Source organism: Stenotrophomonas sp. TWI587 (assembly GCF_039674145.1).
Taxonomy (GTDB): Bacteria; Pseudomonadota; Gammaproteobacteria; order Xanthomonadales; family Xanthomonadaceae; genus Stenotrophomonas; species Stenotrophomonas maltophilia_AY.
This window is the reverse complement of sequence record NZ_JBDJMW010000003.1, coordinates 114,067-134,661: the sequence shown is the minus strand read 5'-3', so window position 1 is coordinate 134,661 and position 20,595 is coordinate 114,067. Positions and strand designations below refer to the sequence as shown.

Sequence of the window (20,595 nt, the reverse complement as noted above, 5' to 3'; positions counted from 1 at the left end):
TTGAGGTCAGAGCGAGCGCAGTGCGCGCTTGCGGATATAGGTGTTGGCCGGATCATCGGCGTGGCGCTGCTGCCATTCGCTGCACAGCGCGCGGACCCAGTCGGGCTGGCTTTTGCCGGCGTCGTTGAGCCAGTTGCCCACCGAATCCTGCACGTAGCGCGAGGCATCGCAGCACAGCGCCTGCAGCAGCGGCAGGGCGTGGTGGGGCTCCTGCTTGAACAGCGTGATGTGGGCGGCCCACACACCCCGCGGACGCAGCGCTTCGCAGGCGAAGCGGCGCACGTTGGGTGAGGCGTCGGTGGTCCAGCCGTGCAGGTGCGTGAGCACGCGCAGCGGTTCGCAGACGATATGCGGTCGCACGGCCAGCCACGCCCACTCGCGCACGCCAAAGTGCGCATCGTCGGCCAGCGCGCGCAGCGCATCCAGCTTGTGCTCCAGTGACAACGCCGGGTCGCTGCCGATCAGATAGCAGGCCCAGCCACGTACCGTGTCGCTGGCATGGCGCGACCATTGCGCATGATCGCCGTGGCCATGCACGCGCAGCAGCGTGGCGGCGCCCTGCATGCGCAGGGTGATGCCGCGCTTGGCTGCGTTGCGCATCGGGGTGATCGCCGAAGCGGGCAAACCAGGGGCGACATTGGCCATCAGCTTGGCGAAATCGACGGCCAGCACTTCGGCCAGATGCGTGGCTTCGGCTTCACCGCGATCCAGCTGACCGCGTCGCTCGCGGTTGACGGGCTGCTTCATACGGCACGCCCTGCGTCGGTGCGCGACCACACGCGTTGCAGCAGCGTACTGAGCGTGCGCCGTTCCCTGGGGCTGATGTCGGCGAACAGCGAGGCGATCCAGTCGGTCTGCTGGTCGAACAGTTGCGCAGCGAGTGCCTGACCCGCCGGGGTCAGCCGCACGTGGATGCGGCGTTTGTCGTCCGGATCACTGTGGCGGCTCACCAGGTGCTCGCGCTCCAGGCCATCCAGCAGGCCGGTCACGGTGGCACGGGTGACGCCAGCGCGCTCGGCCAACTGGTGAGGCGACAAGGCCGTATCCGCACCACGCAGCAGGAACAGCAGTACGAAACGTCCTTCGCTCAGGCCCAGCGGTGCCAGACGACTCGCGCAGTCCTGATCGATCGCGCTGGCCAGCGACAACACCTGGAAACATAGCGCCAACTCACCCGTATCCGGCTGGCCGCGACGCTCCAATTCGGTCAGAAAGGCCTGGTGTTTGGTTTCCAGCATGCAGGCGGATCCGGAATAGTACGGCGGCTAACTATATCGCCATCAACGTCGTAGCGGAAGGCGGACGCCTACTCTGGCCACTTCAGCGGCAGCTGCATCCGCACGATCAGCCCGCCACCCGGGCGATCCAGCAGGTCCAGGTGTCCGCCATGCTGACGAACCGCCCCTTGGACGACCGCCAGCCCCAAGCCGGTGCCTCCGGTACTGCGATTGCGTGACGTTTCATGCCGTTGGAACGGCTGCAGCAACCGCACCTTTTCCTGCTCGGGTATGCCTGGCCCACGGTCGGCGACCTCCAGCCACAGCGCGTCGCCCTTGTGGTGCACGCCCAATTCCACCGTGCCGGCGTAGCGCGCCGCGTTGTCGATGAGGTTGTCCAGTGCGCGCCTCAGCAGGAGGGCATCACCGCGCCACGGCAGAGGCCCGGGCAGAGCGCTGTGGATGTCCACTCCGCGAAGTCGCGCGGACTGCACGCACTCATCCAGCAACGCCGCCATGTCCAGCGGCTGCATCGAGGCGGGCTCCAGTTCGCCACGGGCGTAGTCGAGCACCTGTTCGATCATCGCGTTCATGCGCTCGATATCGGCCACCATCCGCGCCGCCTGCACTGGCGGCGCGAACTCGGCGCGCAGGCGCAGGCCGGTCAATGGCGTGCGCAGATCGTGCGCGACCGCGGCCAGCATGCGCGTCATGTCCTGTGCCTGGTCACGGAGACGATCACGGCCTGCATTGATGGCCTTGGCCAACATCTGGACATCGCGCGGACCGTCGTCCGGTAGCGGCGTACTCGATTGCAGCGTTACAGCAGCGCTGGCATCGGCCAGCCGGCGCAGCGGACGGCCGATCCGGAGCGCCGCCCATGCCGTCAGGGGGGCCAGCAGGAGCGTGCCACCGAGCAGCGCCAACAGCACCTGGCGTCGCCAGGCCACCACGTCGCCGTGGTCACTGCTCACCACCTGCCAGCGGCCATCGCCGCGCCGCACGCCAAGCTCGAAGGGAGGCCATTGCAGCGTCGCCAGTGCCAGGCCCTGCGCGCGCAGCACTTCTGGATCGGCCTGCGCCTCCACCGATGCGCCACGCGAATACACTTTGATATCCGGTGCGTTCCCCGCCCCTGTCCAGACCAGCCTGACCTGCTCGACAGGCTGCGTCAGCTGGTACGCGGTCAACTGTGTCAGCCAGGGACTGGCATGGCCGTTGGGGGGCGCATCACGCACCGTCACCCGCATGCCCTCGGCCTCCGCCGACCGTTCACCGCGCAGCACCTGCACCGCGTGATCCAGGCGCATCTGGGGCGGCGCCGGCCGGGGCATCCAGCCGATCACCGCCAGACTGACCAACGTGGCCAGCAGCAGACTGCTCACGGCCAGCATCACGATCCAGGTGGTGGTGGACCAGCGCCGGGTCACAGCGCCTCCACCGTCGCATCGAACCGGTAGCCCTCGCCGCGCAGTGTCTGCACGAGTGCATCGCCACCGGCCGCTGCCTGCGCCAACTTGCGGCGCAGACGGCTGATCGCCAGGTCTACCGCGCGATCGACACTGTCGTGCGCATCGCCGCGCGTGAGCTGCATCAAGCGCTCGCGATCCAGTACCCGCCCCGGGCGCTCAGCCAAGGCCTGCAGCAGCGCGAACTCACCCCGGCTCAGCACCACGTCGGCGCCATCAGGCGCGAGCAGGCGGCGCTGGTCCGGCAGCAGACGCCAGCCCGCAAAACGCAGTTCAGCGACGGTCCGTCCCCGCAGCTTCTCCTGCCTGCGCAACAGCGCGCGCACACGCGCGATCAGTTCGCGCGGATCGAACGGCTTGGCAAGGTAGTCGTCGGCGCCCATCTCCAGACCGATCACGCGATCGGGCGTCGCCCCCATCGCGGACAGCATCAGGATCGGGATCGCACGTGTCTGCAACCGTCTGCAGACCGACAGGCCGTCCTCACCCGGCATCATCCAATCCAGGATGATCGCATCGGGTCGATGAGACTGCAGCAGGAGGTCCAGGCCGACCGCGTCGGCCGCCACGCGCACACGGAAACCATGCCGCTCCAGACACTCGGCGAGTGCATCACGGATGCTGGTGTCATCGTCGACCACGATGATGTCGGCGGCAGTGTTCATGCAGGCAGTATCGGGCAGGTCTGTATCCGCACGGTATCAATGCGGACATTCCTGCGATACGTCGACAGGGATCAATGGCAGCTCCTCCTCACGGCGCTTCCCCATGCATCCTGCCCTGCTCCCGCTCCTCGCCTCCACGATCGCGGTCATCCCTGCTGCGGACGCGGCACCGGCATCGGCACCTGTACCCGAACATGTCCTGCCGATGTGGATGCAGGCCATGCATCCCAGCGTTGCCGTGCGCCTGGATGGCCAGGCCGAACCCCTTCGATTCGTGGTGGACAGCGCGGCGGGCGCTACGCTGGTCGACAGCCGGGTCGCCCGTCGCTACGGCCTGGACAATACCGACGATGCGACCACCGGCCAGATCCGCGGTGCGTCAGCCAGCAGCGCTACGGCGAACCGGATGCGACAGACCGCTTGGGCGATCGGCACGCTGAATCTCACGATCGTCGGCATGCACTCGGACCTGTCGCGGCTCTCCAATGCCGAAAAAGCGATCACCGTCGATGGCATCCTCGGCAACGACCTCACCCGCCGCTGGGATACCCGATGGGATTTCCTCGTGCATGAGCTGCAACTGTGGACACCGGGGCAACTGGCCGACGGACCTCACTGCCAGGCCAATGCGTTGCCGGATCGCCGTCGTGGGCTGGAGGGCTTCGGCTTCATCACCACGCGGCTGGGCGACACCGCCATCGATGCCATCGCGGTAGTGGATACCGGTGCAGCGCAGACCGTGCTCAATGCCGCGGCCGCACGCGCATTGGGGCTGCGCACCGATGGCAGCGATGCGCGGGTCACGCCTCGCGAGAAGGGCACGGAAGGGTTGGGCGGACAGCCTCAGCCAAGCTGGCTGTACACCCTGCCTGCATTGCGCAGCGGCACGTGGCAGCATCCCGCGTTCGAGGTACGGATCAGTGCGCTGCCGGTGTTCAAGGCGATCGGGTTGGAGGACCAGCCTGCGCTGATCCTGGGCGCCGATGCGATGCTCGACAGTCAGGTGGACATCCGTGCGGGGGCGGCGCGCATCTGCCTTCAGCGTCACTCAACCCACTGAGGGATGGGCCGAGGGCTTTACGCGGGAACCGTCACGCGGCAGCATGGAACCACTACCACCGACGCAAGGACACGCCGATGGACCGCTCTCAAGCTGACGCCGTTGCCCACGCCATGCTGCAACCTGATCCGCGGCGCGAGGCCGTGCGGGCGCGGCATCTTGTCAACGTCGCACAACTGAAGCGTCAGCGCGTGGCTGCAGGGGCCAGCCTGATCGGTATGGCAACCAGCGCTGTGGTGGCCAGCCAGTTTCCGATGGCGTTTTCGCAGGGCGTGGTGATCGGCGCGGCGCTGACGTATTTCCCCACCAAACTCTGGCTGGACCGGCGCGCACGCAGCGCGGACGCCGCGATCCGCAGCGGCGAGCACGCCCAGCCATAGCCCAGGAAATCCTGCCGGCCCCTTTTACCAGCGCACACATGCCGGCAACGGCCCGTCATGCGAAGGGAACAACGGCAGCACGTACTCGGCCAGTTCCTGCAGCACCTCTGCCGCCGGGCGCTGCGAGAACTGGATGCCCAGCGCGGCATGGTTCACCCCGGCGCGCTGCCACTCGCCCAGCAGATCGATCAACCCGTTGCGCCCCGTCTTCAATGTGTAACCCCCATTGATCGGGGTGCGCGGATGGTTCGGATCGTCGACCAGATCCAGCCATTCGTTGGTGACGTGCGGGCGGAAGCCACCGTCGGGGATCAGACGGCGCCATGCCCGGATCTTGTCGGCCAGGCGCTGCGGTCCACCGGCATGATGGGTCGCCTCGGGATAGGTCAGCCAGCCATCGGCATGCTGCCCGACCCAGTCCAGCGTCTGCCGCGAGGTGCCGGTCACCAGCAGCGGAATCGCACCGGCCACCGGCTTGGGCAGCAGCTCCACGCCCTGCAGCACACCCAGGGGTGAATCGATACGCAAGGAACCGTGCTGCACGAGTTGGCGGACATACGCCACCGATGCGGCGAAGCGCTCGCCACGGTCTGCATGCTCCAGGCCGTATGCCGGGAACTCGACCGGTCGGTCGCCGGAGGCGATGCCCAGCACCAGGCGCCCACCAGAGAGCTGGTCGATCGAGGCCGCCGACTTGGCCAGATCGATCGGGTGCCGCAGCGAGAAGATCGCACTGCCCGTGGCCAGTGCCAGCCGCTCGGTGCGCGCGGCCAGGAAGGCCAGGTAGGTAAAGGGGTCGAACACCTGCCCGGCATCGCCGAACAACGGATCAAACAGGGGTACATCGCGTACCCAGGTCGCGGCAAAACCATCGCGGTCCAGCTGGCTCACCAGATCCGCCTGCCCGGCCAGCACCTCCATCTCGCCCTGGTAGAAGCGCAACGGCAGGAACACGCCAAGCGTGAGTGCGCCTTCGCGGAACATGCGCTGGTAGCCGGCATGGCGGGCGAACGTCGGTGCGGATGCGCCGGTCAGTGGCGCCTGCGTCGGGGTGATATCAGTCAACAGGGTCATCGTGGTCGTTCCTGGGTCAGGGGCCGGTGGCCGGTTCGGGGAGCAGGACCCCACGCTGTACGGCGGGCCGCTGCGACATGCGCGCGTGCCACGCACTCAGGTGCGGGTAGGCACTGAAGTCGAAATCAATGAGCGTGGCGATGTGGGTCCAGCCGTAGCCGGCGATATCGGCGATGGAGTACGCCTCACCTGCCAGCCATGGACGGTCTGCGAGGCGCTGATCCAGCGTGGCGAAGAACTCGGCACTCAGGCGCCGGTAGCGTTCGATCGCAGGCGCATACCGCTCCTCGGCGAACATCTCGAAGTGCACGCGCTGCCCCAGAATCGGGCCGACGCTGGCGGAGTGGAACATCAACCAGGTGATCGCCTCCCAGCGCGCGCGTGGCGCGTCGGGCAACAGGCGTCCGCTCTGCTCGGCCAGGTACAGCAGGATGGCCGCGGATTCGAATACGGTGATACCGGTCGCGTCATCGACCAGCACCGGAATGCGACCGTGCGGATGCAGCTGCAGGAAATCGGGCTGACGGTGCTCACTTTCGTCGATGCGCACGTGGTGCAGTACGTAAGGGATGCCGAGCTCTTCCAGCGCGATGGTGATCTTGAAGCCGTTAGGCGAGCTGTCGGTGTACAGGTGCAGCGAAGCGGGGGACACATCGGTCTCCTTGGCAGGCGGAACAGTGGGCGGGGTTCGCGTAGCGGTGTTGAATCAACGCAGCTGGACTAAACGGCATTGATTCAACATGATCACGATGCTACGCAGGCAAACGCGCCCTGTAGAACGATTCTTCCTGCACTACCAAGAGAGAAAATCTAAGGTCATGGGCGCCGTCCTTCCCCTGCTCGCACTGCGCGCCTTCGTCGAAACCGGGCGTCATGGCAGCCTCAAGGCCGCTGCCGCGGTGATGGGCGTCACCCCGGGGGCGATCAGCCAGCAGCTCAAGCTGCTGCAGGCGCGCACCGGCGTTGCGCTGTTCACCCGCACCCCACAGGGTGTTGCGCTCACGCCGGCCGGCGCGCAGGTGCACCCTGCCCTGTTGCGCGCGTTCGATCAGATCCAGGACAGCATGGCCACGCTGGAGGCCATCCATGCCCGGCAGACGCTGACCATCAGCACCGTGCCGACCTTCGCCGCGTCCTGGCTGGTGCCGCGATTGGGGCGGTTCACCGAACGCCACCCGGACATCGAGGTCCGCGTGGAGGCCTCGTCCGCACTGGTGGATCTGCGCCGTGATCGCATCGACATCGCCATCCGCCACGGTCTCGGTGAGTATCCCGGGCTGGTCTCACGCCCGCTGGCGGCGCCGGTACTGTTGCCGGTGGCCTGCCCCGCGCTGCTTGCCGACGGTCCGCCGATCCATTCGGCCGTGGACTGCCTGCAGTACCCGCTGCTGCAGGATTCAGACCGCAGCGACTGGGCACTGTGGTTCCGCGCGCTCGGTCTGCCACCGGATCCACGCGTCGAGCGTGGCCCTGCGTTCGATGACGACGTGTTGCTGATCCGCGCCGCGGAGTCAGGCCAGGGCATCGCGCTGGTGCGTGACCTGTATGTGGAATCGGAGGTGGCCAGCGGGCGGCTGGCGGTGGTGCTGGATCAGCCCTGGCCGACGCGGTTCGCCTACTACGCCGTCACCCTGCCCGGCGCCGAGGAAAACCCGGCCATCGCGGCGTTCCTGAACTGGCTGCAGGAGGAGGTCGAGGCGCCGACCAGCGCGCTGTGAGCCCGTGATACGCGCACAAAAAAACCCCGCCTTCCGGCGGGGTTTTTCGTACTGCGTTGGCGCATGGCGGGTGCCGACAAACGGTCCGCACCTACCGCTCCGATGCGTGCCGACCGAAGGCCGGCATCTACATCAGAAGTCCATGCCGCCCATGCCACCCATGCCGCCCATGCCGCCGCCAGCTGCGCCAGCGCCGTCGTCCTTCTTCGGGGCTTCGGCAACCATCGCTTCGGTGGTGATCATCAGGCCAGCGATCGAGGCAGCGTTCTGCAGCGCCGAACGGGTCACCTTGGTCGGGTCCAGGATGCCGAATTCCAGCATGTCGCCGAACTCGCCGGTGGCGGCGTTGTAGCCGAAGCTGCCGGTGCCTTCCTTGACCTTGTTGACGATCACGGACGGCTCTTCGCCAGCATTGGCCACGATTTCGCGCAGCGGGGCTTCCATCGCGCGCAGGGCGATCTGGATGCCGTGATTCTGGTCTTCGTTGGCACCCTTCAGGCCGCTCAGCGCGGTGACCGCACGGACCAGCGCAACGCCGCCGCCCGGGACCACGCCTTCTTCAACGGCTGCACGGGTCGCGTGCAGGGCGTCGTCGACGCGATCCTTCTTTTCCTTCATTTCGATTTCGGTCGAGGCACCGACCTTGATCACGGCAACGCCGCCGGCCAGCTTGGCCACGCGTTCCTGCAGCTTTTCGCGGTCGTAATCCGAGGAGGTGTCTTCGATCTGGGTCTTGATCTGGGTGACACGCGCTTCGATGTTGGCCTTCTCGCCGGCGCCATCGATGATCGTGGTGTTTTCCTTGGAGACCTGCACCTTCTTGGCGCGGCCCAGGTCCTTGATCGTCGCCTTTTCCAGCGACAGACCGATTTCCTCGGAGATCACGGTGCCGCCGGTCAGCACGGCCATGTCTTCCAGCATCGCCTTGCGACGATCGCCGAAGCCCGGTGCCTTGACGGCCACGACCTTCACGATGCCACGGATGGTGTTGACCACCAGGGTGGCCAGCGCTTCGCCTTCGATGTCTTCAGCGATGATCAGCAGCGGCTTGCCGGCCTTGGCGACGCCTTCCAGCACGGGCAGCAGGTCGCGCACGTTGGAGATCTTCTTGTCGTGCAGCAGCACGTACGGATCGTCCAGGTCAGCGGTCTGCGACTGCTGGTTGTTGATGAAGTACGGGGACAGGTAGCCACGGTCGAACTGCATGCCTTCCACGACGTCCAGCTCGTTGTCCAGGCCCGAGCCTTCTTCAACGGTGATGACGCCTTCCTTGGTCACGCGGCGCATCGCTTCGGCGATGATGTTGCCGATCGACTCGTCCGAGTTGGCCGAGATCGTACCGACCTGGGCAATCGCCTTGTCGTCAGCGGTCGGCTTGGAGATGTTCTTCAGCTCGGCGACGGCGGCGATCACGGCCTTGTCGATACCGCGCTTGAGGTCCATCGGGTTCATGCCGGCAGCGACGGCCTTGGCGCCTTCGCGGATCAGGGCCTGGGCCAGCACGGTGGCGGTGGTGGTGCCGTCGCCGGCGTCATCGTTGGTGCGCGACGCAACTTCCTTCACCATCTGCGCGCCCATGTTCTCGAACTTGTCAGCCAGTTCGATTTCCTTGGCGACAGACACGCCGTCCTTGGTGATGGTCGGCGCGCCGAAGCTCTTTTCGAGCACGACGTTGCGGCCCTTCGGGCCCAGGGTAGCCTTGACGGCATTGGCGAGAACGTTGACGCCGCGAACCATGCGGGCGCGGGCGTCTTCACCGAAACGAATATCTTTGGCAGCCATTGCGATTACCTTTTTTGTAGAGCCGGGCGATGCCCGGCTTCATGAATGACGGAACGAAGCAACATCCGGCAGCACCGGGCAAGGCCCGGCGCGGCCCACTCAGCCGACGATGGCGAGGATGTCGTCTTCGCGCAGAACCTTGAACTCGACGCCTTCGGACTTGTAGCTGCTGCCGGCGTACTGGCCGTAGATGACCTTGTCACCGACCTTCAGCGACGGCGCGCGCACGCTGCCGTTGTCCAGGGGCTTGCCCGGGCCGACGGCCACGACTTCACCCTTGGTCGACTTTTCCTTGGCGGAATCCGGAATCACGATGCCGCCGGACGAGATTTCGTCGGCTTCGATCGGCTTGACTACGACGCGGTCATGAAGCGGCTTGATGCTCATGTGAGACCCTTTTAAGTTGTTGATTGGTCTAGGAAAGTCTGGCGATGTTAGCACTCGCACAGGGCGACTGCCAGCCACGCTCACGAAAAAACCCGACGGTGCGGGACAGAGCAGAGATGGTGCTGGCCCCTCCCCTTTCAAGGGCAGTCGGCCGGATTTTTTCGCCGACCCCGGCCTGGATGTGAATGTTTGACGCAGTTCTCAATGCGAAAGGTCGAATCCGACAGACCTACGGATGTGTCATCTGGAGTGCGTAGATTCGAGCGGCACTGACCAATCACAAGGAGCCGTAGATGAGGTTGCTGACGCCGCTGTCCCTGGCCTGCCTGCTGGTGCTGGCCACCAGCCCGGCCCGGGCCGATGTATTCATCAATGAACTGCATTACGACGACAGCACCCCGGCCGGGGACGTCGGCGAGGCGATCGAAGTGGTCGCCACCGCCGGTGAAGATCTGTCCGGCTACCGGCTCTATCTCTACAACGGCAGCACTCCCTCGGCCGCCACGGTCTACGCCAACAACGCGGTCCCGGCGGCCACAGCGAGTTGCGGCGGCGCCCGGCTGGCCACGGTCAGCTACCCGACCAACGGGATCCAGAACGGTCCCAACGACGGCATCGCGGTGGTCGATCCCACCGGCAAGGTGGTCCAGTTCCTCAGCTATGAGGGCACCATCACGGCCGCCGGCGGCCCCGCCGCGGGCCTGACCAGCCAGAACATTCCGGTCAGCGAGACCAACAGCACCGCCCCGGGCACCTCCCTGCAGCTGACCGGCAGCGGCAGCCAGTACGCCCATTTCACCTGGGCCGAATCGGCCCCGCAGACCTTCGGCGCCTGCAATACTGGCCAGACCTTCAGCGGCGGCGGCCCGACCGGCCCGAATACGGCGCCCTCGGTTACCGCCACCACGCCCGAGCAGGGCGCCAGCACCTTCCCGGCCGCCGCCGACCTGAGCGTCACGTTCAGTGAGCCGGTCACCCTGTCCAGCGGCGCGTTCGCGCTCAGCTGTGGGCAGTCCGGCACGGTGGCACTGAGCCACCCGACCACCGGCACCCGCTTCACGCTGGCCACCAACATCGCGCTGGTGGCGGGGGAAGCCTGCCGCTTCGACATCCGCGCCACCCGCGTGAAGGATGCCCAGGGCGCACGCCCGGCCGCCGATACGCGCATCGCCTTCACCGTGGCCACCGCCAGCACGCCCGATCCGGGCAACCCTGGCACTCCCGGCGAGTACTACGCCCGGGTCAATACCTCCACCCCCAGCCAGTTGCGCTGCTCGCTGCACGAGACCATCAAGGGGCACACCGCCTACCCCTACAGCGGCTCGGGCACCAGCACCTGGACCATCCTGGAGATCGCCGACGAGGATCCCAACAACAGCGGCAAGATTCTCGATGCCTACCGCAACCGCAGCTACACCAAGGTCAGCGGCCGCGCGGGCACCGGCAGCGGGCTGACCTACAACCGCGAGCACACCTGGCCGAACTCGCTGGGCTTTGCCAGCACCACCGGCGACAAGGGCCTGCCGTATGCGCCCTACACCGACACCCACATGCTGTATCTGACCGATGCGCAGTGGAATGCAGACCGCGGCAACAAGCCGTTTGCCAAATGCGACAGCAACTGCGGTGAACGCGCGACCGAGGCCAACAATGGCTTCGGCGGCGGCAGCGGCGGCTACCCGGGCACCTCCAACTGGGTGCGTACGCCGGATGGCAATGGCGGCTCGTTCGAAGTGTGGGGCCACCGCAAAGGCGATATGGCGCGTGCGGTGATGTACATGGCGATCCGTTATGAAGGCGGTAAAGATGCCAAAACCGGGCAGTCCGAGCCGGACCTGGAGCTGACCGACGACCGCAGCAAGATCGTCAAAACGTCGGCCTCGCCGGCGTACATGGGCCTGCTCTCGACCCTGATCGACTGGCACCTGTCCGACCCGCCGGACGCGGCAGAACGCGCTCGCAACGAGGTGATCTTCAGTTTCCAGGGCAACCGCAATCCGTTCATCGACCACCCCGAATGGGCGACCCCGGCCCTGTTCACCTCGGCCAAGCCGGCCACCTGCCAGCTGGCCAACTGAGCCCGGCCGACCGGCGCCCCCTCGCGGCGCCGGTCGGACCATTGGCCTCTGGCGGTCCTATACTCGGCGGTCATGTCGATTGCCGATCCCGTCTTCCTGCTGTTCACCACCTGCCCCGACGTGGCCTGCGCCACGCGGCTCGCACACGCATTGGTGGACGAACGCCTGGCGGCCTGCGTGACGCGCCTGGACGGGGCGCACTCGACCTACCGCTGGCAGGGCGAGGTCACCGAGGACCATGAGGTCCAACTGTTGATCAAGACCACCGGCAGCCGCCTGGACGCGGCGATCGCGCGCGTACAGGCCCTGCACCCGTATGAACTCCCCGAGTGCATCGCGGTCGAAACCCGCGCCGGCCTGCCGGCGTATCTGGATTGGATTCGGGCGCAGACCCGTGAGGAAAGTGATTGATGACGCTGTTTCGTCGTGTTGCCGCGCTGTGCGCGTTGCTCGTGGTCTCCCTGCCGGCCTGGGCAGTCAGCGAAAAGGACCTGCTCCCGGTAGATGAGGCCTTCGGGCTCACTGCGCAGGCACGCGACCGTGACCGCGTGGAGATCAGCTGGAAGATCGCCCCGGGCTATTACCTGTATCGCCATCGCACCACGGTCAAAGCCGATGCCGGCTTCGACGCCGAGGCGCTGCAGCTGCCGGCCGGCAAGAAGCACCACGATGATTTCTTCGGCGAGGTCGAGACCTACCGCGAACGCCTGACCGGCGTGCTGCCAGGCAAGGCCGCCGATGGCACCGACACCGTCACGCTGGAAGTGCGCTACCAGGGCTGCGCCGATGCGGGCGTCTGCTACCCGCCGCAGAAGCGCACGCTGCAGGTGAAGCTGCCGGCCGGTGGAAGTGGCACTGCCAGCGCGGCACCTGCCGCCGCCAGCAGCGCCACCTCACCGTTCAACAACCCGCTGGCAGGCAACACCGGCACTGGCCTGCGCCTGCCCGGCACCGATAACAGCCAGGCGCTGCCGCTTCCGTCCGAGCGCGCGTTCGGCTTCGATGCCATCGTCGGCGATGGCAACACCGTGCTGCTGCGCTTCACCCCGGCACCGGGCTACTACCTGTATCGCGACCGCACCTCGCTGGCGCTGGAAGGCGCACCGGGCATCCGCGCGGACAAGCCCAGGTGGCCGGCGGCGAAATCGCACCGCGATGAGCACTTCGGCGATGTGGCGGTGTATTTCGACCAGATCGACGTGCCCCTGCCGCTGCGCCGCAGCCGTGCCGATGCCACCGATGCCACCCTGGTGATCACCTTCCAGGGCTGCCAGACCGATGGCATCTGCTACCCCCCGATGACGCGGCGGGTAAAGCTGGCGCTGCCGGCCGGCGCGATCAATGCCAAGGCTGATGAGGTCGCACAGAAGACCGAGGTCATCGCGCCGCTGCCCAACCGCGACAAGCGCGCACTGGCCCGCGGCGACGGTGGCACCGGCAGCCAGCCAATGCTGATCCGCCCGAATGAGCCGGCCCTGGTCGTGCCGGGCGACACGGCCGCCATTCCGGATGCCAGCGCCGACAACGCACAGCGCACGCCGCCACCGACCGCACCGGCTGCCGCACCGGGCAACCTGCTGGTGCTGCTGCTGTTTGCCGTGGCCGGTGGCCTGATCCTCAACCTGATGCCATGCGTGCTGCCGATCCTGTCACTGAAGGTGCTGGGCGTGGCGCAGAGCGGCGAGAGCCGCCAGCGTGCGCGCAGCCATGCGCTCTGGTACACCGCCGGTGTGCTGGTCGCCTTCGCCGCCATCGGCGCATTGGTGATCGCGCTGCGTGCCGCGGGCCAGGCCGCAGGCTGGGGCTTCCAGCTGCAGCACCCGTGGTTCATCGCCGCGCTGGTGTATCTGATGTTCGCCGTCGGCCTGAGCCTGTCGGGCGTGTTCACGCTGGGTGGCAGCATGGGCGGTGTCGGCCAGTCGCTGGCCTCGCGCAGTGGCCCGGTCGGCGATTTCTTCACCGGCGTGCTCGCCTGCGTGGTGGCCAGCCCGTGCGTGGCCCCCTTCATGGGCCCGGCCCTGGCCTACGCCTTCGCCGCGCCCGGCCTCCAGGCCATGCTGGTGTTCCTGGCACTCGGCCTGGGCCTGGCGCTGCCGTTCCTGTTGATCGGCTTCGTGCCCTCGCTGGCCCGCCGCCTGCCGCGCCCCGGCGCGTGGATGGAAACGCTCAAGCTGGTGCTGGCCTTCCCGATGTACGGCACGGCGATCTGGCTGCTGTGGGTGCTGGGCAAGCAGCGCGGCGTGGATGCGATGGCGCTGGTGCTCGGCGGCCTGGTGATCCTGTCGCTGGCACTGTGGTGGTTCGAGCGCAGCCGCTGGCGCAGCCAGCGCGTGGGCGGCCTGCTGGCCCTGCTGTTGGTGCTTGGCGCGCTGTACCCGATCTGGGGCGTGACCCGCCTGGATCCGCCGGCCAAGGCCGCCCAGCCGGCCAGCGACAACGTGGTGGAGTACTCGCCGCAGATGCTGGACCGCCTGCGCCAGGACAACCGCGTGGTGTTCGTCAACATGACCGCCGACTGGTGCGTGACCTGCAAGGCCAACGAGCGCGCGGTGCTGGGCACTGATGCCTTCCGCGATACGTTGCGGCGGACCAACGCGGTCTACATGCGCGGTGACTACACCAATGTCGACCCGCAGATCACCGCCTTCCTGGATGAGCACAAAGCCGTCGGCGTGCCGCTGTATGTGGTTTACGGCCCCGGCGCACCGCCGACCGTGCTGCCGACCGTGCTGACCCAGGCGCTGGTGGAAGAAGCCCTGCTGCGGACCGCGCGATGAGCCTGCGGCCACCACGGCGGACGATCGTGGTGGTCGTGATCGCGGCCGTGCTGGGCATCGGCGCGGGGGTATGGTTTGCCGGGCATGACATCGGCCCGGCGGTCGCCCCGTTGCCGCCGCGCCCGGTGGTGGCCGCGGCCCAGCCGGGCGATCCGATGCCGGCGATCACCCTGCCGGATGTGCACGGGCAAGCGGTGGATCTGGCTGGCTTCCGTGGCCGCCCGCTGTTGATCAACGTCTGGGCCAGCTGGTGCGGCCCCTGCGTGGAAGAGATGCCCGCGCTGACCGCGTTTGCCGACGCCCAGGGTGACAGCGGTGTGCAGGTGCTCGGGCTGGCGCTGGATACGCCTGAAGGCGTCCGCGATTTCCTGGCCCGCATACCCGTGACCTACCCGATCGTGCTCGACACGCCCGGCCCTGCCGATGCCAGCGTGCGCTTGGGCAATGCGCAGGGCCTGCTGCCGTATTCGGTGCTGGTCGATGCCGAGGGGCGCATCGTGAAACAGAAGCTGGGACCGTTCGCGGCTGGCGAAATTGAGGCGTGGGCACTGCACTGATGCGAGGGCCTCACCGGCCGCCCGTCATCGTCATAACAGGGGTTCATCAGCGCCGAAGGTATTGACCGCCGTTGCACCACACCCAACAATGACGAGATTCATTCTCATCTGCTGCCGGGCAGTGTCACGCCGCCTGCGTGGCTGACCGCGCTGCCTTCTGCCGCCGGAACCGCCCCATGTTGAAGACCGTTCTTTTCCAGCTGCATTGGCTGCTGGGCATCACCGCCGGCACCGTGCTGGCGGTGATGGGGCTGAGCGGCGCCACGCTGTCCTTTGAAGATGAGCTGATGCGCGCGGCCAATCCGGCGCTTGCCCAGGTCGTGGAACGCCATGCAGCCGGTGATCAGCCGCTGGCGCTCACCGAGCTGCTGCCCCGGTTGCAGCAGGACATGCCGCACGCGCTGCAGCGGCTGCGCGTGGATGCCACCGGGCAGCGCCTGTCGGTCGCGCGTTTCGAAGGCGGCCAAGCCAGCTGGCGCTACTTCGATCCGTACACCGGCACCGTACTCACCGGGTTGCGGGGGCTGGCGTTCTTCGCCTTCGTCGAAGACCTGCACCGCCACCTGGTCAGCGGCAAGCGTGGCAGCCTGATCACCGGCAGCTGCGCGATCGCCTTGGTGTTTTTCTGCCTGTCCGGGCTGTATCTGCGCTGGCCGCGGCGCTGGTGGCACTGGCGCACCTGGTTGGCGGTGGAGTGGTCGCGCAGTGGGCGCAGCTTCCTGTGGAGCCTGCACTCGGTGGTCGGCACCTGGGTGCTGCTGGTGTACCTGCTGATCGCGCTCACCGGGCTGTGGTGGTCGTTCGACTGGTACCGCAAGGGCGTGACTGCATTGCTTGGCGGCGCAACAGCCGAGCAGACTCCACCGAGCACCCATGGCGGCCCACTGGATCTGCACAAGGTGCAGGCCACCCTGTACGGACTGGACGGCGTGCGCCGTGGTTACATCGACCTGCGCTTCCCGGCCAAGCCCGGGCGTGCACTGACCAGCCGCGTGCAGGGCGGGAATGCCGTGCATGACCGCGCGCAGGACATCGTGCAACTGGATCCGGCGACTGGCGCACTGCTCTCGCTGGAGCCATACGCCGCCAAAAACCCCGGCGGCAAGATCATCGTCAGCATGTTTGCGCTGCATTCGGGCAGCTTCTTCGGCCTGCCCGGGCGCATCATCGTGATGCTGTCCAGCTTGGGCATGCTGGTGTTCTTCATCACCGGCTGGATGTTGTACCTGGACCGCCGCCGCAGGAAACGCGAGGTGCGCGCCTCACGCCTGCCCTTGGGCACGGCCCTCGGCACCGGGCAGCCATGGCTGGTCGCGTTCGCCAGCCAGAGTGGGTTTGCCGAGCAGCTGGCCTGGCGTGCTGCCGCCCAGTTGCAGGCGGCCGACCTGCCGGTGCAGGTGCGCCCGCTCGCGCAGGTGGATGCGGCGCTGCTGGCACACACCGACAAGGCATTGTTCGTGATCAGCACCTTCGGCGATGGCGAAGCGCCCGATGCCGCGCGTGCGTTCGAGCGACGGGTGCTGGCGCATTCGGCGCCGCTGCAGGGGCTGGCCTACGCCGTGCTGGGGCTGGGCGACCGCGAGTACGCGCGCTTCTGCGGCTTCTCGCGGCAGGTGGACACCTGGCTGGCCACGCAGGGCGCCCAGCGCCTGTTTGCCAGCATCGACGTGGACCGCACCGATGCCGTCGCGCTGGGGCAGTGGCAGCAGCAGTTGGCCACGGTGACCGGGGTGGAGGACCACACGCCGCTGCCCGCGCCGATTGAACTGCAGCCGTGGGCATTGCAGACGCGCACCCGGCTCAATGCCGGCAGTGCTGCCGGTGCGATCTGGCAGGTGGCACTGCGGCCACCGGCACACGCCAGTTGGCAGGCCGGCGACATCCTGGAGATCGCCCCCCGCCATGCGCGTGCACACGTGCTGGCGGTGCTGACCCGCAACGGTCTGGATCCGCAGGCACCGGTGACGGTGGATGGACGCGTTACGACGCTGGTCGAGGCCGCCGCCGCGCGGGTGCTGCCGGAGACAACGGAGGCGCCCGATACAACTGCAGCGCCCGACGCCGCACGCTGGCTGGCGCGTCTGCCTGCGCTGCCGCATCGTGAGTATTCCATTGCCTCGGTGCCGGGCGACGATGTCGTGCAGCTCGTGGTCCGTCTGACCGACCTGCCCGACGGCCGCCATGGACTCGGCTCGGGCTGGCTGTGCGTGCATGCGGCTGAGGCGGACAGCATCCACGCGCGGGTGCGCCCGAACAGCGGTTTCCATCGCCATCCCGAACATGCCCCGATGCTGTTGATCGGCAACGGTACCGGCATCGCTGGCCTGCGCAGCCTGCTGCGCGAAGCAGACGCGCGCGGCGACCGCGGGCATTGGCTGGTGTTCGGCGAGCGCACGCGTGCGCACGACTTCCTGTATCGCGGGGAGATGGAAGCGTGGCAGGCGCAGGGGCATCTGCGCCGGGTGGACCTGGCGTTCTCGCGCGATCCGGACGGCGGCGGCTATGTGCAGGACCGCCTGCGTGCCGCGCCGGAGGCACTGCGCGCGTGGGTGGATCTGGGCGGCAGCATCTACGTGTGCGGCTCGCTGCACGGCATGGCCGAGGGCGTCGATAGGGTGCTGCGCGAGGTGCTGGGCAACGACGCGGTCGATGCCCTGCTCAACGACGGGCGCTACCGCCGCGACGTGTACTGAGCTGTACTGCGCCGCTCAGGGAAACCAGCGGCGCAGATAGCGCGCGGTGGCACCCTGCCTGGCGCGACTGACCTGGGCGGGCGTGCCTTCAGCCACGATCCGGCCGCCCTCCTCACCCGCGCCTGGCCCCACATCGATCACCCAATCCGCGTCGGCCACCACGCGCAGGTCGTGCTCGACCACCACCACCGTGTTGCCTGCGTCGACCAGGCCGTGCAGTTGCGTCATCAGCTTGTCCACATCGGCCGGATGCAGGCCGGTGGTCGGCTCATCCAGCACATACAGGCTGTTGCCGTGCTGGCTGCGCTGCAGCTCGGTGGCGAGCTTGATCCGCTGCGCCTCACCGCCCGAAAGCTCCGTCGCCGGCTGGCCCAGGCGCAGATAGCCCAGCCCGATATCCCGCAGCAGCTGCAGCGGCCGCTGTATGGGCGGCTCCTCGCCGAAGAAGGCCAAGGCTTCTTCCACGGTCATCGCCAGCACCTGCGCGATGTTGCGGCCGTTCCACTGCACCTCCAGCGTCTTGGCGTTGTAGCGCTGACCATGGCAGGTCGGGCACGGTGCATAGACGCTGGGCATGAACAACAGCTCCACATGGACGAAGCCCTCGCCTTCGCAGGTTTCGCAGCGGCCTGCCGCGACGTTGAAGGAGAAGCGGCCAACGGTGTAGCGGCGCGCCTTGGCCGCGCGCGTGCCGGCGAACAGCTTGCGCACGTGATCGAACAGCCCCGTATAGGTGGCCAGGTTGGAGCGCGGCGTGCGCCCGATCGGCTTCTGGTCGACGTTGACCAGGCGTTTGATTGCCTTGGCGCCGGTCAACCGGCCACGGGTGCGTTCGATGCGGCTGGGCTGAGGCAGCTCGCTGTCGGTCTCTTCGATGACCGGCTCCTGCCCCAGGTGCTCGCCGACCAGCTCGACCAGCGCCTGACTGACCAGACTCGACTTGCCCGAGCCGGAGACACCGGTCACCGCCGTAAACGCCCCAAGCGGAAAACGTGTATCCACGCCATGCAGGTTGTTGCGATGAATGCCCTGCAGCCCCAGCCAGCCGGACGGCGCGCGCGGCGTGCGGCGTGGACCGGCGCTGTTCGAGAACAGATACGGCGCGGTGACCGAGGCCTTGATCGTGCGCAGGCCCTCGGGCGGTCCGCTGTAGAGCACCTGGCCGCCGTGCTGACCGGCACCCGGGCCGACATCCACCAGCCAGTCCGCGCGGCGCAGCATCTCCAGATCGTGCTCCACCACGAACAGCGTGTTGCCGCCAGCCTTGAGCTGGGCCAGTGCGTCGTACAGGGCCTCGCCGTCGGCGGGATGCAGGCCGGCGGTGGGCTCGTCGAGTACATACACCACGCCGAACAGACTGGAACGGATCTGGGTGGCCAAGCGTAGACGCTGCAGTTCGCCCGGCGACAACGTCGGGGTGGCGCGGTCCATCGACAGATAGCCCAGGCCGAGCGACTGCAACGTACCGATCCGCTCGACCAGATCGTGTGCGATGCGCTGGGCGGCGATGCGTTTTTCCTCGGACAGATCCGGCGTGCGCCGCACGTCGCTGCCGCCGGCATGCGCGTTGCCGCCGGCGGCCACGCGCTTGGCCGTGGCCTGGCGGCCGGCGCTGCGGCTGCGCGTGGCGGTTGCTGCCGCCACCTCGAAATGCCCCTCCGCCGCCGGTCGCAGCGCCTGGGCCATGGCACTGAGCGGCAGCTGCGAAAGCGTGCCGATATCCATGCCGGCGAAGGTCACCGAGAGCGCTTCGCGCTTCAATCGGCGGCCATCGCAGACCGGACATTCGGTGCCGATCATGTAACGTGCCACGCGCTTCTTCATCATCGCGCTCTGCGTGGTGGCAAAGGTATGCAGCACGTAGCGGCGTGCACCGCTGAAGGTGCCCATGTAGCTCGGCTCCTCCTTGCGACGCACGGCGGCGCGGGTTTCAGCCGGGGTGAAGCCGGCATACACCGGCACCACCGGTTGTTCCTCGGTGAACAGGATCCAGTCGCGCTGCTTCTTGGGCAGATCGCGCCAGGGAACATCCACGTCGTAGCCGAGCGTGACGAGGATGTCGCGCAGGTTCTGCCCGTGCCACGCCGGCGGCCATGCAGCGATGGCGCGCTCGCGGATGCTCAGTGACGGATCGGGCACCATCGATTGCTCGGTCACTTCATACACGTAGCCCAGGCCGTGGCAGTTCGGGCAGGCGCCCTGCGGCGTGTTCGGCGAGAAGTCCTCGGCGTACAGCATGGGTTGCCTGGCCGGATAGGTACCGGCGCGCGAGTAGAGCATCCGCAGCAGACTCGACAGCGTGGTCACGCTGCCGACGCTGGAGCGCACGCTGGCCGTGCCGCGCTGCTGCTGCAGGGCCACGGCCGGTGGCAGCCCTTCGATCGCATCCACATCCGGCACGCCGACCTGGTCGATCAGCCGGCGCGCATACGGCGACAGTGATTCCAGGTAGCGGCGCTGTGCCTCGGCGTAGAGCGTGCCGAACGCCAGCGAAGACTTGCCCGAGCCGGAGATGCCGGAGAACACCACCAGCGCATCGCGCGGGATGTCGACATCCACGTTCTTGAGGTTGTGTTCGCGTGCGCCGCGGACGCGGACGAAGGCGGTACTGGGCGGCGTAATGGGCGATGACTTCTTCATGGGTGCAGGATAGCGAACCGCACCGGCTCACCGCTGGTGACGGCCCGTGAAGGGCGCGTTGATTCGGCACCGGCCACGCCGGTCCGAACGTGCGAGAG

General features: G+C 67.5%; 17 protein-coding genes. 8 read left to right on the top strand and 9 right to left on the bottom strand.

Translation table 11 applies throughout. The features are described from left to right. Positions 1 to 6: 6 nt before the first annotated feature. The 4 genes from ABE464_RS06255 to ABE464_RS06240 form a co-directional block, all read right to left on the bottom strand. Complete coding sequence (locus ABE464_RS06255) at positions 7 to 747, bottom strand: DNA alkylation repair protein (protein ID WP_346471227.1); 741 nt, start codon at positions 745 to 747, stop codon at positions 7 to 9. Next, positions 744 to 1,238: a MarR family transcriptional regulator gene (locus ABE464_RS06250; RefSeq protein WP_346471226.1), complete on the bottom strand. Its 495-nt coding sequence runs from the start codon at positions 1,236 to 1,238 to the stop codon at positions 744 to 746. The genes ABE464_RS06255 and ABE464_RS06250 overlap by 4 nt, the downstream gene beginning before the upstream one ends. A gap of 68 nt (positions 1,239 to 1,306) precedes the next feature. Further along, positions 1,307 to 2,611, bottom strand: a complete 1,305-nt coding sequence (locus ABE464_RS06245; RefSeq protein WP_346471436.1) for an ATP-binding protein — start codon at positions 2,609 to 2,611, stop codon at positions 1,307 to 1,309. Between the two features lie 32 nt (positions 2,612 to 2,643). Beyond that, on the bottom strand, positions 2,644 to 3,351 hold the full coding sequence (locus tag ABE464_RS06240; protein ID WP_346471225.1) for a response regulator transcription factor: 708 nt from the start codon (positions 3,349 to 3,351) through the stop codon (positions 2,644 to 2,646). 103 nt (positions 3,352 to 3,454) lie between these two features. Here ABE464_RS06240 and ABE464_RS06235 point away from each other — a divergent pair, with 103 nt between their 5' ends. Both ABE464_RS06235 and ABE464_RS06230 read left to right on the top strand, forming a co-directional pair. Then, positions 3,455 to 4,411 (top strand): pepsin/retropepsin-like aspartic protease family protein, encoded by a 957-nt coding sequence (locus ABE464_RS06235; protein ID WP_346471224.1) that lies wholly within the window; start codon positions 3,455 to 3,457, stop codon positions 4,409 to 4,411. A 77-nt stretch (positions 4,412 to 4,488) separates the two neighbouring features. Further along, entirely contained in the window at positions 4,489 to 4,791 is a 303-nt protein-coding gene (locus ABE464_RS06230) for a hypothetical protein (RefSeq protein WP_346471223.1), read from the top strand. Between the two features lie 24 nt (positions 4,792 to 4,815). Here ABE464_RS06230 and ABE464_RS06225 read toward each other — a convergent pair whose 3' ends face one another. Both ABE464_RS06225 and ABE464_RS06220 read right to left on the bottom strand, forming a co-directional pair. Beyond that, positions 4,816 to 5,865 carry an LLM class oxidoreductase gene (locus ABE464_RS06225; protein ID WP_346471222.1) on the bottom strand — a complete coding sequence of 350 codons (1,050 nt, stop codon included), beginning with the start codon at positions 5,863 to 5,865 and terminating at the stop codon, positions 4,816 to 4,818. Positions 5,866 to 5,881: 16 nt separating this feature from the next. Then, positions 5,882 to 6,517: a glutathione S-transferase family protein gene (locus ABE464_RS06220; RefSeq protein ID WP_346471221.1), complete on the bottom strand. Its 636-nt coding sequence runs from the start codon at positions 6,515 to 6,517 to the stop codon at positions 5,882 to 5,884. Between the two features lie 166 nt (positions 6,518 to 6,683). Between ABE464_RS06220 and ABE464_RS06215 the strand changes: the two genes are divergently transcribed. Continuing rightward, positions 6,684 to 7,583: a LysR substrate-binding domain-containing protein gene (locus ABE464_RS06215; protein WP_346471220.1), complete on the top strand. Its 900-nt coding sequence runs from the start codon at positions 6,684 to 6,686 to the stop codon at positions 7,581 to 7,583. A gap of 132 nt (positions 7,584 to 7,715) precedes the next feature. Here the strand turns inward: ABE464_RS06215 and groL are convergent, their stop codons facing one another. Together groL and ABE464_RS06205 are read right to left on the bottom strand one after the other, a co-directional pair. Next, on the bottom strand, positions 7,716 to 9,365 hold the full coding sequence (gene groL, locus ABE464_RS06210) for a chaperonin GroEL (RefSeq protein ID WP_019183552.1): 1,650 nt from the start codon (positions 9,363 to 9,365) through the stop codon (positions 7,716 to 7,718). A gap of 99 nt (positions 9,366 to 9,464) precedes the next feature. Beyond that, positions 9,465 to 9,752: a co-chaperone GroES gene (locus ABE464_RS06205; protein ID WP_019183551.1), complete on the bottom strand. Its 288-nt coding sequence runs from the start codon at positions 9,750 to 9,752 to the stop codon at positions 9,465 to 9,467. 293 nt (positions 9,753 to 10,045) lie between these two features. Here ABE464_RS06205 and ABE464_RS06200 point away from each other — a divergent pair, with 293 nt between their 5' ends. The 5 genes from ABE464_RS06200 to ABE464_RS06180 all read left to right on the top strand — a co-directional run bounded on the left by ABE464_RS06200 (position 10,046) and on the right by ABE464_RS06180 (position 17,857). Then, positions 10,046 to 11,830, top strand: a complete 1,785-nt coding sequence (locus tag ABE464_RS06200; RefSeq protein ID WP_346471219.1) for an endonuclease — start codon at positions 10,046 to 10,048, stop codon at positions 11,828 to 11,830. Between the two features lie 72 nt (positions 11,831 to 11,902). Then, positions 11,903 to 12,241 carry a divalent-cation tolerance protein CutA gene (gene cutA / locus ABE464_RS06195; RefSeq protein WP_019183549.1) on the top strand — a complete coding sequence of 113 codons (339 nt, stop codon included), beginning with the start codon at positions 11,903 to 11,905 and terminating at the stop codon, positions 12,239 to 12,241. Further along, positions 12,241 to 14,607: a protein-disulfide reductase DsbD domain-containing protein gene (locus tag ABE464_RS06190; RefSeq protein ID WP_346471218.1), complete on the top strand. Its 2,367-nt coding sequence runs from the start codon at positions 12,241 to 12,243 to the stop codon at positions 14,605 to 14,607. Before cutA ends, ABE464_RS06190 begins: the two co-directional genes overlap by 1 nt. Beyond that, positions 14,604 to 15,164 carry a TlpA disulfide reductase family protein gene (locus ABE464_RS06185; RefSeq protein ID WP_346471217.1) on the top strand — a complete coding sequence of 187 codons (561 nt, stop codon included), beginning with the start codon at positions 14,604 to 14,606 and terminating at the stop codon, positions 15,162 to 15,164. The genes ABE464_RS06190 and ABE464_RS06185 overlap by 4 nt, the downstream gene beginning before the upstream one ends. 176 nt (positions 15,165 to 15,340) lie before the next feature. Then, positions 15,341 to 17,857 (top strand): sulfite reductase flavoprotein subunit alpha, encoded by a 2,517-nt coding sequence (locus tag ABE464_RS06180; protein WP_346471216.1) that lies wholly within the window; start codon positions 15,341 to 15,343, stop codon positions 17,855 to 17,857. 15 nt (positions 17,858 to 17,872) lie between these two features. Here ABE464_RS06180 and ABE464_RS06175 read toward each other — a convergent pair whose 3' ends face one another. After that, positions 17,873 to 20,497, bottom strand: a complete 2,625-nt coding sequence (locus ABE464_RS06175; protein ID WP_346471215.1) for an excinuclease ABC subunit UvrA — start codon at positions 20,495 to 20,497, stop codon at positions 17,873 to 17,875. Between the last annotated feature and the right edge of the window lie 98 nt (positions 20,498 to 20,595).

Coding starts and splice junctions, on each gene's coding strand:
- ABE464_RS06255 (WP_346471227.1), bottom strand. CDS start 747: ATGAAGCAGCCCGTCAACCGCGAGCGACGCGGTCAGCTGGATCGCGGT.
- ABE464_RS06250 (WP_346471226.1), bottom strand. CDS start 1,238: ATGCTGGAAACCAAACACCAGGCCTTTCTGACCGAATTGGAGCGTCGC.
- ABE464_RS06245 (WP_346471436.1), bottom strand. CDS start 2,611: ATGCTGGCCGTGAGCAGTCTGCTGCTGGCCACGTTGGTCAGTCTGGCG.
- ABE464_RS06240 (WP_346471225.1), bottom strand. CDS start 3,351: ATGAACACTGCCGCCGACATCATCGTGGTCGACGATGACACCAGCATC.
- ABE464_RS06235 (WP_346471224.1), top strand. CDS start 3,455: ATGCATCCTGCCCTGCTCCCGCTCCTCGCCTCCACGATCGCGGTCATC.
- ABE464_RS06230 (WP_346471223.1), top strand. CDS start 4,489: ATGGACCGCTCTCAAGCTGACGCCGTTGCCCACGCCATGCTGCAACCT.
- ABE464_RS06225 (WP_346471222.1), bottom strand. CDS start 5,865: ATGACCCTGTTGACTGATATCACCCCGACGCAGGCGCCACTGACCGGC.
- ABE464_RS06215 (WP_346471220.1), top strand. CDS start 6,684: ATGGGCGCCGTCCTTCCCCTGCTCGCACTGCGCGCCTTCGTCGAAACC.
- groL (WP_019183552.1), bottom strand. CDS start 9,365: ATGGCTGCCAAAGATATTCGTTTCGGTGAAGACGCCCGCGCCCGCATG.
- ABE464_RS06205 (WP_019183551.1), bottom strand. CDS start 9,752: ATGAGCATCAAGCCGCTTCATGACCGCGTCGTAGTCAAGCCGATCGAA.
- ABE464_RS06200 (WP_346471219.1), top strand. CDS start 10,046: ATGAGGTTGCTGACGCCGCTGTCCCTGGCCTGCCTGCTGGTGCTGGCC.
- cutA (WP_019183549.1), top strand. CDS start 11,903: ATGTCGATTGCCGATCCCGTCTTCCTGCTGTTCACCACCTGCCCCGAC.
- ABE464_RS06190 (WP_346471218.1), top strand. CDS start 12,241: ATGACGCTGTTTCGTCGTGTTGCCGCGCTGTGCGCGTTGCTCGTGGTC.
- ABE464_RS06185 (WP_346471217.1), top strand. CDS start 14,604: ATGAGCCTGCGGCCACCACGGCGGACGATCGTGGTGGTCGTGATCGCG.
- ABE464_RS06180 (WP_346471216.1), top strand. CDS start 15,341: ATGTTGAAGACCGTTCTTTTCCAGCTGCATTGGCTGCTGGGCATCACC.
- ABE464_RS06175 (WP_346471215.1), bottom strand. CDS start 20,497: ATGAAGAAGTCATCGCCCATTACGCCGCCCAGTACCGCCTTCGTCCGC.